Below are 13463 nucleotides of genomic sequence, written 5' to 3'. Positions count from 1 at the left end.
GGGTCGCCGAGGCGGGTGGCGGTGCCGTGGGCCTCGACGTATCCGATGTCGGCGCCGCGACGGCCGCTGCGACGCAGCGCGCTGCGGATTACCTCGCGCTGGCCCGCGAGCGAGGGAGCGCTGTAACCGAGCTTCTCGGAGCCGTCGTTGTTCAGGGCGGAGCCGGTGATGACCGCGTAGACGGTGTCGCCGTCGCGTCGGGCGTCCCGCAGGGGCTTGAGGACGACGACGGCGACTCCGCTCGCGCCGACCGTACCGGCCGCGTCGTCGCTGAAGGGCCGGCAGTGGCCGTCCGGGGAGAAGATGTGCTGGGGCCGGTAGCGGTAGCCGTCCGTCAGCCGGGTGTCGACGAGCACCCCGCCCGCGAGCATGACATCGGCGTCCCCCTGCCGCAGCAGTCCGGTCGCGACATGGACGCCCACCAGCGAACTGGCGCAGGCCGCCTGCACGGTGAACGCGGGTCCGGTCAGGCCGAGGCGATAGGCCGCCTTGGTGGCGAGGAAGTCCTTGTCGTGGTGGAGCGCCAGCTGGAAGTCGTCGGGCAGCCGGGCGGGATCGGCTTCGCGCAGCATCGCCTGGAAGTAGGTGTTCTCTCCGCAGGCTGCCACGAGGCCGACGCGTTGCCGGCCGGGGGCGGCGATGCCCGCGTGAGCAAGAGCCTCGACACAGCACATGAGCAGGTGCCGCTGTTGCGGGTCCATCAGCCAGGCTTCTTGGCGGCTTATGCCGAACCGGTCCGGGTCGAAGGCCAGCAGCCCGTCCATCTGGCTGCGGGCACCCACGAGTCCTTCGGCTGCCGGGAAGTACTCGATACCGCGTCCGCCCGTGGCGACCATGTGCCAGAAGGCCGCCAGGTCGGGTGCGCCGGGCAGGCGTACGGACATGCCGACAACGGCCACGGGTTCGTCCGCTGCCGCCTCATACCGGTGGTGTGCGGGATCGGCAGGCGTCCGGGGGGCCGGCTGCCCGTCGCGGTCGCCCTCTGCCGCCTGGAGGAAGCGGTTGAGGCGGCGGACAGTGACGTGTTCGAAGAGGTCGGCCACCGTGAACGCGAGGCCGAGGTCGGCGCCGCAACGCAGATGGAAGCGCATCAGGTCCAGGCTCGAGGCCCCGGCGTCGAAGAACCTCTGGTCGGGTCCGACGGGTTTGCCGGTCACCTGCTGGAACAGGGCGCACAGCCGGGCTTCGGCTGCCGAGAGCCGTGCGGGAAGAGCGGCCGTTGTCCGTAGTTCGTGTCCGGGAGCGGTGAGGGCCGCCCGGCGGTCGAGTTTGCCGCTGGGCGTGCGCGGCAGCGCCCGCACCCTGCGGAATCCGTTGATCCGTACGAAGGCGGGCAGCAGCCCGGCGAGATGGCCGGTGAGTTCCCCGGGGTCAGGGTCGTCACCCCGGCACTGCAGGACGGCCACGAGTCCGTCGCCGTCACGGGCGACGACGGCGCCCACGACGCGTGGGTGCCCCAGCAGTGCGGCCTCGACCTGACCCAACTCGACCCGGTGGCCGCTGAGTTTGACCTGATCGTCGTCGCGGCCGTCGTAGTGGAACAGGCCGGCGCTGTCGAGGTGGGCCAGATCGCCGCTTCGGTAGTAGGTGCCGAGTCCGGGCAGTTCGACGAAGCGTGTCGCGTTGAGTTCCGCGTCACCGAGGTAGCAGGGCGCGGCCATCGCTCCCCCGATGAGGAGGTGGCCGGTGGCACCCGGCGCGACGGGTTCGCCGGTGTCGTCGACCACCCGCAGATGGGCGCCTGCCACGGGTCGCCCGATGGCCGCCCGCAGTGGCCAGCGGGCGGGGTCGCCCTCGAGGCACAGGCTGCTGACGACATGTGTTTCCGTGGGACCGTAGTGGTTGAACAGCCGGGCACCGGGCATGCCGGCGAACCAGCGGCGGATGGCGTCGGTGCACACCAGCTGCTCGCCCGCGGTGATCACCTCACGCAGCCGGGAGGGGAAACGTCCCAGGTGGACGCCGTGCTCGGCCAGCAGCTGCAGTGCGACGTACGGCAGGAAGAGCCGCTCGACGCATGCGGTCTCAAGCTGTTCCAGCAGGGTCGGCATGTCCTGCCGCCACGCGGGATCCACACAGTGCAGCCGGCCGCCCGTGCAGAGCGTGCTGAAGATCTCCTGGAAGGACACGTCGAAGGACAGCATCGAGAACTGCTGGGTGACCGCGGCTGCGCCGAGGCCGCCGGCCCGGGCCTGCCAGTCCAGCAGGTTGCACAGCGTACGGTCGGGGACCTCCACTCCCTTGGGCGTGCCGGTGGAGCCGGAGGTGAAGAGTGTGTACAGGGGGCGGAGGCCGTGGTGCGGCGGTGCCGGTGCCGCAGACGTCGGTACCGAAGGCGTCGGTGTCGCGGTGGCGAGGGTGACGGCCCGCCTGGGCAGTCCGGCCGGGGCTATCGCGGCCACTTCCGCTTCCCCGTCCGCGGCCACCAGGATCACCAGGGGATCGGCCTGGCGCAGGATCTGCCGCAGCAGGGCCGGGGGATAGGCCGGATCGAGCGGCACGACGGTGAGGTTGAGGCGCGCGGCCGCGAGCAGCGCGACGACGTGCTCCGCCGACGGCGGCAGATGCAGCGCCACTCGGGCCGGCGCGGCAGGGTCGGACGGCAATGGGTGATGCCGGTGCAGTTCGGCGGCGAACGCCGCGGCGTGGGCGTCGAGGTCGGCGTAGGACAGGGTGCGGTCGCCGACGGTCAGCGCGGGTGCGTCCGGCGTACGGCGGACCTGGTGCGCGAAGCCCTCGGCCACGGTGGCGAAGCCGGACTCACGCTCGACGGGGGTGGGCCCCCGCCCACGGTCGGGAAGGGCACGGCGGTAGGGCGCCACGAGGCCGGTGAGGGTGGCCGTGGTGCCGGTGGTGAGCAGGTCCACGCCCCGGTGGAAGATCTGGGCGGCCGCCCGGACGCGTTCGCCGTCGAGCTGTCCTTCGGCGTACTCCCACAGGCAGTCGAAGCCGGACTCACGCTCGACGACGGAGAGAGTGAGCGCGCACTTGGCCTCGGCGGGCTCGAGCCAGAGGGGACGCACCCGAGCGCCGGGCAGGGCGAGCGCGTCGAATTCCGTGTTCTCCATGACGAACATGAAGTCGAAGGGCGGGCCGTCGTCGCGGAACCGGTGGTCGGTGAGCGCGTCGGAGAGCGCGACGTCCTGCCGGTCGAGGACCTCCCGCACCGCCGCCACCTGTCGGCGCAGTTGCTCGGTCAGGTCCTCGCCCGGCACGAGGTCCATGGGCAGCAGCACCGTATTGGCGAACATGCCGACGGCGGGCGCGAAGTCCGCCATCGGCCGGCCCGCCACCGGTGCGGCGAGGAGCGGGCGGGTCTGGCCGGTCACCGCGTACAGGCTGAACGCGTACACGCTCAGCAGCAACTGGAAGCGGGTCACGCCGAGTTCCGCACACAGGTGGTCGAGCCGGGAGCGCCGGACGGGATCGAGCGATGTGTGCAGCAGCCGGGCCCTGTTCGCGCCCGCACCGGTCGCCGGCGCGAGCGGCGGCGAGGGCGGTTCCAGCTGCCCGTAGTGGCGGCGGAGTGCCGCGCGCTGCGTGCGGTAGGCCGGAGTGCGGTGCCATGCGTTCTGCCACAGCGCGTACTCGACGGGGCTGGTCCGCGGTCCACTGCCCGGTTGAGCGGTCGGGGCAGCGGCGCAGTCGGCGGTCAGCTCGCGGAACAGGACGTTCAGGGACCAGCCGTCGACGGCGATGTGGTGCAGCTGCAGCAACAGGACGCAGCCGTCGTCCACCGGGAGCAGGCCCGCTCGCAGCATATGCCGTTCGGCGAGGTCGAAGGCGGGGGCGAAGAATCTGCGGGCGGCGTCCCGCCAGTCCTCGCCGTCGCGCACATCGGCGTCCTGCCAGGGGTCGTACGGCTCACCGATCTCCTGGCACAGTCCGTCGGGGGCGGCGTGGTAGGAGGTGCGCAACGCCGCGTGCCGGGTCACCAGACGGCGCAGCGCCGCCCGCAGGACCGTGGTGTCGGGGGTTCCTTCCAGCCGGAAGGCGAGCGGGACGTCATAGGCCCGGCTGCCGGGGTCGCGCTGGTCGAGCAGCCACAGACGCTGCTGTTCGGTGGTGGCCGGTGCGATGCGCTGTCCGGTCGGGGCGGGGACGGGCGGATGGAGCGGGGCCGCCTCGGTCACGTCCGCCTGGAGCGCGTCCGCCTGGAGCACGTCCGCCAGTGTGGCGAAGTCGGCTTGCAGGACGAGGGCTTGGGGCAGTTCGACATTCCACCGGCGGCGGATGTCGAAGCGCAGCCGCAAGGCCTTGAGTGAATCGCCGCCGTTCGGGATCCACCGGTCGTCGGGTCGCAGGCCGGACACGCCGAGGATGCGCTCCGCCAGATCCAGTAACCGCCGCTGGGCGTCGGTCATGTCGCCGTCCGTGGTGCGGGTGCGCCGCCACGGCTCGGCCGGGGAGTCCAGCAGGGCCGACTCGTCGATCTTGCCGTTGGCGTTGAGTGGCAGTGCGTCGACGAGGTGGGAGCGGTGCGGGCGCATGTACAGCGGCAGTGATGCCGTCACATGGCGGTCGTACTCCTCGAAGGCCAGCTCGCGGCGGAGCACCAGATATGCCAGCAGCTCATGGGCGCCGTCGGCGTCCCGGCGTATGCAGACATGCGCCTGCCGGATGGCGGGATGGCCGGTGAGCTGCCGTTCCACCTCGCCAGGTTCGATACGCAGGCCGCGTACCTTGACCTGCCGGTCCATCCGGCCGACGTAGACGATCGAGCCCGCGGCATCGCGGCGCACCAGGTCACCGGTGCGGTACCAGCGCTCACGGCCTCCGTCGTACCAGGTCAGACGAGTGAAACGGCGTGCTGTCTGCTCGGGCAGGTTGCGGTAGCCGGCGGCCAGTCCTTCGCCGGACAGGTGGAGTTCGGCGACCTCGCCCGGTTCGGCGGCGCGCTCGCCGTCGGCCACCAGCAGGGCGCCGGTGGCGGGGAGGGGACTGCCGAGGGGGACGACATCGCCGTCGAAGTCCCGTGGGATCGGGTGGCACAGGGCGAAGGTGGCGCATTCGGTGGGGCCGTAGGCGTTGTGGAGCCTGGTCGTGTTGTCGGGGTTGTCCTGGTACCAGCGGCGGATGCGGGCCGCGTTGAGCTGCTCACCGCCGATGAGGACCTGTCCGACGGAGGCGAAGCAGTCCGGGACCTGGTCGACGACGGTGTTGAACAGCGCGGTCGTGACGAAGAGGACGTCGACACGGGCTCGCCGCAGGGTGTCCGCCAGCAGAAAGGGGTCCTGCGTCTGCTCCTCGCTCAGGACGACGCAGGTGCCGCCGGTCAGCAGCGGTACCCACACTTCGAAGCTGAGCGCGTCGAAGGCGGGGTTGGACATGACCGCGTAGCGGGCGCCCTCGGCCAGGTGGACGTATCCGGGGCGGGCGAGTCGCAGGATGCCGGCGTCCCTCACCTCGACACCTTTGGGGCGGCCCGTGGTGCCGGAGGTGTAGAAGAGGAAGGAGACGGCGGTGTCGGCCGGGGGTGCCGCCTCTTCATGCTCTTCGCGCTCGGCGTCGGGGGTGGTGAGCAGGTCCGTGGCCGGTAGCGGGATGACCGACGTGGGGTCGTGGGGGCCGTCGGAGGGGTTCGGCCCGGTCAGCTCGTCGAGGCCGTTCCGCTCGTCGAGGCCGTTCCGCCCGTCGTGCACCAGCGCCACGGCGGCCGAGTCGTCGAGTACATGGCGGCGGCGGCCGCTCGGGCTCTGCGCGTCGAGCGGCACCACTGTGGCGCCGGCCCGGCGGATGCCCAGCATGACGCAGATCAGCCGCCACGACCTCGGCAGGCAGACCGCGACGGCCTGTCCCGCACGGACGCCGTGGGCGCGCAGCCCTCGGGCGACGGCGCCGCTGAGACGGTCCAGGGCGGCGTAGTCCACGATGTGTCCGCCGTCCACGACAGCGGGAGCGGACGGGGTGCGGCGCGCTTGGCCGAGAACGACGGCGGGGAGCGCCGGTGACCGCGGGTGCGCCTTGGCGGGGCGGTCCATCACGCCCCCTTCCCCGAAGCCGTGGACGCCGCTCGCAGCGTGGAGAGCTCGCTCTCGATCACCTCGGCCACGCGACGGGCCTCGGCGCTCTCCAGCATCTCCCAGTGATCGCAGCCCAGCGGCTCGACGCGGAAGTCGCCTTCGGCGCGGCGCCGCCAGAAGGCGCGTACGTCGGCCAGGAACGGTGTGTCGTGGCCGTCTTCGACGGCCTGCACCAAGGTCAGCCGGGCCGGTGAGGGAGCCGGGACGTGGTCGCGCGCGGTCATCCGGTTGTGGTTGTAGATGCGGAAGTACTGGTCGACCTGCTCGTCCTCGATGCCCGGGTACATGCCGTTGAACTTGACCAGCTTGTCGCGGAACTCGGCCATGTCCACCGGGGCCACCGCGGCGCGTGCCCGGGGGTCGTCGGTGGCCTGGGTGTCGAGCAGCACGACACTGACGTCGCTCCGGCCGGCCTCCGCCAGCCTCCGGCCCATCTCGTGCGCGACCAGACCGCCGTACGAGAGGCCGCTGAGCACCAGCGGACCGTCGTCGACCGGCTCGATGAGACGGAGATACGCCTCGGCCATGGCCTCGACGCTGGGCAGGAAGTCCTCGCCGGGGTTCACCCCAGGAGACTGGATGCCGTACAGGCCGACGCTCCGCGGCAGCGCCTTGGCCAGGGACAGATAGCAGAACGCGGTGCCGCCGGCCGGATGGACACATATGACGCGCCCGTGACCGTGACCGTGACCGTCACCGTCTCCGGGACGGAACTCGATCAGGCTGCTCGGCGGCGGACCCGATGCGCCCAGTCTGACAAGTCCGCCGAGGGCTTCGATGGTGGGATGGAGGATGATGTCGCGGATCGGGATCGACCTGCCCAGCCTCTCGTGTACGGCATGGGCCATCTTGATGGCCGACAGGCTGGTGCCGCCGATGTCGAAGAAGCTGTCGCGGATGCCGATGTCGGCGTGGAGCAGGATGGCCCGCCATATCTCATAGAGCGTCAGTTCCGTGTGGTCGCGCGGATTGGCCAGGTTGACCTGTACGGGCGCGGCGTCGGCTGCCTGCCGCAGCAGTGCCTCGCGGTCGAGCTTGCCCTGGCGGCTCAGCGGCAGCGCGGGGAGGTCTACGAACGATGCGGGGATCATGTAGTCCGGCAGCCGGTCCGCGAGGGCGGCACGCCACTCGTGCGGCTGCCGCCCGGCGGCGTCGCCCCGGCCGATGCCGGCCACCAGGCGCAGCCCGCCGGCGGCGTCCCGATCGGCCAGCACGGCCGCCTCGCGCACTCCCGGCAGGGCCAGCAACGCGGCCTCGATCTCGGCCGGTTCGATTCTGAAGCCGCGCAGTTTCACCTGGTCGTCGGCGCGTCCGAGGTAGCCGGCGGTGCCGTCGGGCAGGCTCCGGGCAAGGTCTCCGGTGCGGTAGACGCGCTCGCCGGGGACGAAGGGATCGGGCAGGAAACGTTCGGCCGTGAGATCGGGGCGGTGCAGATAGCCCGCGGCGAGAGAAGCACCGCCGAGGTAGACCTCGCCTACGGCCCCGACCGGCACCGGCTGCAGCCGCTCGTCCAGGAGGTACAGGCGGGTGCCGGCGAGGGGGCGTCCGATGGGGCACTGCCGGTCGAGCGGCTGGGGATCGTAGTAGGCGGTGCTGTAGACCGTCGCCTCCGTCGGCCCGTAACCGAAGCAGACACGAAGGTCGGGAAGGTGCCGCCGCATGCGGTGCAGGGCTGCCTCGGGCAGGGATTCCACACCCGTGAGCAGTTGGCGCAGACGCAGTCCCGCCAGCCGTTTCCCCGGGTTCTCGTCGATCCATCTGATGTACGCCGGGGGCAGGAAGGCCTGCACGATGCGGTGGTCGCGCAACCATTCCATCAGCGCCTCGGGATCGCCGCGCAGATCGTCGGGGACGATATGCAGTTCGCCGCCGGTCGTCAGCGGGATCAGTAATTCGTGCACCGAACCGTCGAACCCGATGCTCGACCATGCGGACGCGGCCTCACCCGGCGCATCACCCATGCGGGTCCGCCAGTTGTCGAGGAGATTGAGGACGCTGCCATGCGTCACGGCGACACCCTTGGGGCGGCCGGTGGAGCCGGAGGTGTAGATCACATACGCCAACCACGATGTGTCCGAGGCCAGGCGGGGTGGCTCGGAACTGCGCGCTTCGGCTTCGACCGTTTTCAGGTCCAGCCATGTGCCGGGGTGTTCGGCACCCTCATCGGCGTCGGCCTGGTCGCTGAGGACCAGCCTGGGGGCCGCGTCCGTGACCATGGCCGCGAGCCGGCGTGGTGGCTGCGCGGGGTCCAGCGGCAGATACGCGGCACCCGCCTTGAGGATGCCGAGCACACCCACCACCAGTTCCGTCGAACGCCCGGCGTGCAGTCCGACCACCCGGCCGGGGCCCACACCCCGGGCGAGCAGGGCCTGGGCGAGGCGGTTGGCGCGGCGGTCCAGCGTGGCGTAGTCCAGCCGCTCGTCCCCGCACACCAACGCGGTCTGCGCGGGACGGGTGCGTAACTGCGCCTCGAACCGCTCGACAATGCCGTCCGCGCGGGCGGACGGGGGCAGGTCACCGCTCTCGGTGCGGTCGGTGGCGTCCCAGTCGGCGAGCAGCCGCTGCCGCTCTTCGGCGTCCATCAGCTCCAGCACACCGATGTGCGCTTCCGGCCGTGCGGCCATGTCGGTCAGCAGATGACGCAGACAACGTACGTACCGCTGCGCGGTCTCGTGGTCGAAGAGCGCTCGGGCGTAGTCGAGATGGCCGACGATACGGCCGTCCGACTCGGTCAGCGACAACGCGAGATCGAACTTCGCGGGCGCATGCGGGATGTCGAGCGGTTCGACCTCGATGTCAGGCAGGTTCAGCAGACCCTGCCGATCGGGGACCCACGCGCACATCGTCTGGAAGAGGGGTGTGTGCGCGACACTGCGCGGCGGATTGGCGAGCTCCACGATCCGTTCGAAGGGCAGCTCCTGGTGGTCCAGCGCCGCGCGGAGCACGCCACGCACCCGCTCCAGTGCGGCCTCGGCCGTGGGGCTGCCGGACAGCTCGATCCGCAGAGGAAGCGAGTTGACGAAGAAGCCGATGAGTCCCGCGACACCGCCACGGCGGCGGTTGGCCGTCGGGGTGCCGACAACGATGTCGGTCCGTCCACTGAGACGGGCCATCAGAATGGTCCACCCGGTCAGCACGGCCACGAACAGCGTCCCGTTGTGGCGGCGCGTGAGGCCGCGCAACGCGGCGGTGAGGCCGCTGTCAAGGACGAACTCCACACGTCCGCCCCGGTGATCCTGCTCGGCGGGCCGTGGCCGGTCGGTGGACGGACCGGACAACGGTGGTGCGTCGCAGAGGTGGTGCTGCCAGTAGTCGGCTTGGGCGGCGAGGTCGCCGTACCGTAAGTCGCGGCTGTGTCTGCCGTCTTCCGTACCGAGGACGCATGCCCGCTGGGCGCGGGCATGGTCGGCGTACTGGAGCCGAAGTGGCGGCAGCGGGTCGGGTTCCTGCCGGAGCAGGGCCGTGTACAGCGAGCCGAGTTCCCGCATCATCACGTTCATGGACTCGCCGTCGAAGACGGTGTGATGCATGGTCAGCAGGAGCACATGATGGCCGTGCGGGCCCTGCTCGAGGGTGACGACGCGCCCACGGCCGAGAGGTCCCCCCGCGAGGTCGAACGGCGTGGTCGCCTCTTCCAGACGCACGGCATCGAGCCGGGAACCGGCGTCGGGCAGCCCGGTGAGGTCGTGGACGACGAGTGCGAAGCCGGTATTCGGCGGGTCGATCCGCTGATGGACCTCACCGTCCACGGCGACCAGCCGCGTGCGCAGCGTCTCATGGCGTGCGACCAGCGCATCAAGGGCGCGCCTGAGGAGCGCCGTGTCCAGGGGCCCGCGCAGGGTGAAGGCCAGGGGCTCGTTGTAGGCCTCGTTGGCGCCCGGGAGCTGGGAGAGGAACCACAGTCTTTGCTGGGCGAAGGAGGCGGGAGTCTGGGGGGTGTTGTGCACCGACAAAGCTGGCTCTTCCCGTCTGCAGAGTACGGCGGTCTGCGGAAGGCCACCGTGTGCTGGGACCGCCCGGGGAAGGATCGCGGGTGGCAACGTTGTCGCAGCGATGATTGATCGAGAACGAGAGCCTGTCAATGGCCACTGACCGGGCGTCCGGAAGGTCTCGGGGGTCTCGCGGACGGCTGACCTGGGTGGAAAGCGAGCGCGCGATGGTTATTCGGTGGCACCGCGTTTCCGGGTGCGTCTAGGATGGTCGCTGTTCGAGCGGTGACCTGATGGTTGCCGCTGGTGGTCCCGTTGTCCCGTTGGGAGGTGTTGACCGATGGCTGTCACTGCGATGGGCGCTGCCCGCATCCAGGAGTTCATCAAGTCCACCTCCGTGGCCTCCGGCTGACCGACTTTCTCCCTTGTACGCCTGGTCAAGGCGTCAGGCCGGGGCCGCCCCTGCGAAGGGTCCCCCTTTGTCTTTCTCTTCCCTCTTGGGCTCGTCTTCGTCGCATCCCCTCGCCGCATATGGCTGGGACGACGGCTGGGAGTCCGAGTTCGCCCCGCACGCCGAGCAGGGCCTCCTGCCCGGCCGTGTGGTACGTGTCGACCGCGGCCAATGCGACGTCGTCACGCCTACCGGTGTCGTCCGTGCCGACACCGAGTTCGTCGTTCCCCGCGACCCGATGAAGGTCGTGTGCACCGGGGACTGGGCCGCAGTCGATCCCGAAGGGAGCGATCCGCGGTATGTCCGCACGCTCCTGCCCCGCCGCACCGCCTTCGTGCGTTCGACGTCATCGAAGCGTTCCGAGGGCCAGGTACTGGCCGCCAACGTCGACCACGCCGTCGTGGCCACCTCCCTCGCCCTCGAGCTGGACCTGGGCCGCCTGGAGCGGTTCCTGGCCCTGGCCTGGGAGAGCGGCGCCCAGCCGTTGGTCGTCCTGACCAAGGCGGACCTGGTGCCCGACCCCGAGACGCTGGGCCACCTCCTGGACGATGTCGAGACCGCCGCGCCCGGCGTCCAGGTACTGGCCGTCAGCTCCGCGACCGGCGACGGCCTGGACGTACTCGGCGCCGTGCTCTCCTCGGGCACCTCGGTGCTGCTCGGACAGTCCGGCGCGGGCAAGTCGACGCTCGCCAACGCACTGCTGGGCGAGGCCGCGCAGCAGGTGTACGAGGTCAGGGACAGCGACGGCAAGGGCCGGCACACCACGACCACCCGCGATCTGCTGCGGCTGCCGTGGGGCGGGGTCCTCATCGACACGCCCGGCGTCCGCGGGGTCGGGCTGTGGGACGCCGGAGAAGGCGTCGCACAGGCGTTCTCCGAGATCGAGGCGCTGGCCGAGGAGTGCCGCTTCCACGACTGCGCCCACCAGGCCGAACCGGGCTGCGCGGTGCTCGCCGCGATCGAGGACGGCACACTGCCGGAACGCCGCCTCGACAGCTACCGCAAGCTGCTGCGCGAGAACGAGCGCCTCGCCGCCCGCACCGACGACCGGCTGCGGGCCGAACTGCGGCGGACCTTCAAACAGCGGCAGGCCCTCGGCCGGCACATGATGGAGCGCAAGCGGGGCCCCATGCGCAAGCCGTGACCCATGCGCAAGCCGTGACCCCGCTCACGACGCAGCTCGTGACGAGCCGTGACGCTGCTCCGGCGCCATGACTCGTGTGGTCCACTTCGGTTCCTTGGGGCGATGATGCCCCAAGGAACCGAAAGCCCGGCCACACGCCGCAGCCGGGCAGAGAGCGAGTTGCAATGATGGCCGCCACGGAGGAGTACGACGTCGTCGTCCTGGGCGCGGGTCCCGTAGGAGAGAACGTCGCGGACCGGGTCCGCGCCGAAGGGCTCTCCGCGGTGATCGTGGAGAGCGAACTGGTCGGCGGCGACTGCTCGTACTGGGCCTGCGTCCCCAGCAAGGCGCTGCTGCGCCCGGTGATCGCGCGCGCCGACGCGCAGCGCCTGCCCGGGCTGCGCCACGCGGCGAGCGGGCCGCTGGACGCCCCGGCCGTCTTCGCGCGCCGCGACGACTACGTCGCCCACTGGAAGGACGAAGGGCAGGTCGCCTGGCTGGATTCGGCGGGCATCGACCTCGTCCGCGGGTACGGCCGGCTGGTCGGCGAGAAGCGGGTCTCGGTCACGGACGCGGACGGGCAGGAGCGCTTCCTCACCGCCCGGCACGCGGTCGCCGTCTGCACCGGCAGCGCCGCGGCCCTCCCCGACCTGCCCGGCCTGACCGACGTACGCCCCTGGACCAGCCGCGAGGCGACCAGCGCGGCCGCCGTCCCCCGGCGGCTGGCCGTGGTGGGCGGCGGCGTGGTCGCCACCGAGATGGCCACCGCCTGGCAGGCGCTCGGCTCGGAGGTGACCATGCTGGTCCGCGGCTCCGGCCTGCTGGCCCGCATGGAGCCGTTCGTCGGCGAACTCGTCGCCAAGTCGCTGGCCGAGGCAGGCGCACAGATCCGCACCGGCACCTCCGTGACCGGCGTACGGCGGGCCCAGTCGGGCGGCCCCGCCGGCTACGGCTCCGGCGCCGGGCCGGTGACGCTGACCCTGACGGGCGGGGAGCAGCTGGAGGTGGACGAGGTGCTGTTCGCCACCGGGCGCATCCCGCGCACCGAGGACATCGGCCTGGAGACGGTCGGCCTCGAACCGGGCAGCTGGCTGCGGGTCGACGACAGCTGCCGGGTGTCGGACGTGGAGGGCGGCTGGCTGTACGCCGTCGGCGACGTCAACCACCGCGCGCTGCTGACCCACCAGGGCAAGTACCAGGCACGCATCGCGGGCGCCGCGATCGGCGCACGGGCCCAGGGCGTACCGCTCCTGGAGACGGACCCTTGGGGCGCCCACGCGGCCACCGCCGACATCGCGGCGGTGCCTCAGGTGGTGTTCACCGACCCCGAGGTCGCCGCGGTCGGCCTCAGCGCGGCAGAGGCGGAGGCCCAGGGCCGCCGCATCCGCGTCGTCGACTACGACCTCGGGCGGGTCACCGGCTCCGCGCTGTACGCCGACGGCTACCGCGGCCAGGCCCGCATGATCGTCGACCTGGACCGCGGCCACCTGATCGGCGTGACCTTCGCCGGCCCGGGCGTGGGCGAACTCCTGCACTCGGCCACGGTGGCGGTCGCGGGCGAGGTCCCCGTGGAACGGCTATGGCACGCGGTCCCCTCGTTCCCGACGATCAGCGAGGTGTGGCTGCGGCTGCTGGAGACGTACCGCGGCTAGGTTCTGCCGGCACAGGCGGTGTTCCGTGCCGGGCTCGCCGGGGAAACAATGAACGGCATGAGCGAGCAGGGGGACAGGCGCAGTCACGAGGACGACTGGTGGGGTGAGTTGTACCGCCGGGACACCGGCGACGCAGGGCCCGCCCCCGCGGCGGACTCCGTCGACGACCGATTCGACTCCGCCTCCCGCACGGTCGGCGGCCCCCAGCCGCCGACCGGTGCCCCACCCGGCTCCGCACCGGCGGCCGGAGCCCCCTGGGGGCCGCGGCCGCCGGTGCGGAGCCGG

4 protein-coding genes and 1 pseudogene are annotated in these 13463 nt (G+C 71.6%); 3 read left to right on the top strand and 2 right to left on the bottom strand.

Annotated elements, in window-relative coordinates:
* The coding region (locus CCN51_RS38345; protein ID WP_143676015.1) for a non-ribosomal peptide synthetase at nucleotides 1-5981 on the bottom strand (5981 nt) is incomplete at its 3' end.
* A complete protein-coding gene (locus CCN51_RS38340) occupies nucleotides 5981-9976 on the bottom strand; it encodes a non-ribosomal peptide synthetase (RefSeq protein ID WP_014175585.1) in 3996 nt (1331 codons plus the stop codon). The genes CCN51_RS38340 and CCN51_RS38345, both read right to left, overlap by 1 nt.
* Before the next feature lie 473 nt (nucleotides 9977-10449).
* Here CCN51_RS38340 and rsgA point away from each other — a divergent pair, with 473 nt between their 5' ends.
* The 3 genes and pseudogenes from rsgA to CCN51_RS38325 form a co-directional block, all read left to right on the top strand.
* On the top strand, nucleotides 10450-11547 hold the full coding sequence (gene rsgA / locus CCN51_RS38335; RefSeq protein ID WP_014175584.1) for a ribosome small subunit-dependent GTPase A: 1098 nt from the start codon (nucleotides 10450-10452) through the stop codon (nucleotides 11545-11547).
* A 167-nt stretch (nucleotides 11548-11714) separates the two neighbouring features.
* Nucleotides 11715-13178, top strand: coding sequence for a dihydrolipoyl dehydrogenase family protein (locus CCN51_RS38330; RefSeq protein WP_043489807.1), 1464 nt, complete (start codon nucleotides 11715-11717; stop codon nucleotides 13176-13178).
* Between the two features lie 57 nt (nucleotides 13179-13235).
* Nucleotides 13236-13463: pseudogene (locus tag CCN51_RS38325) on the top strand (protein phosphatase 2C domain-containing protein); the annotation flags it as partial.

The sequence above is a fragment of the Streptomyces milbemycinicus genome, assembly GCF_002154605.1.
GTDB lineage: Bacteria > Actinomycetota > Actinomycetes > Streptomycetales > Streptomycetaceae > Streptomyces > Streptomyces milbemycinicus.
This window is presented reverse-complemented; position numbering and strand designations above follow the sequence as displayed.

What these genes read in the sequence shown, in the direction of transcription:
- CCN51_RS38330 (WP_043489807.1), top strand. Translation starts at nt 11,715, where the DNA reads ATGGCCGCCACGGAGGAGTACGACGTCGTCGTCCTGGGCGCGGGTCCC.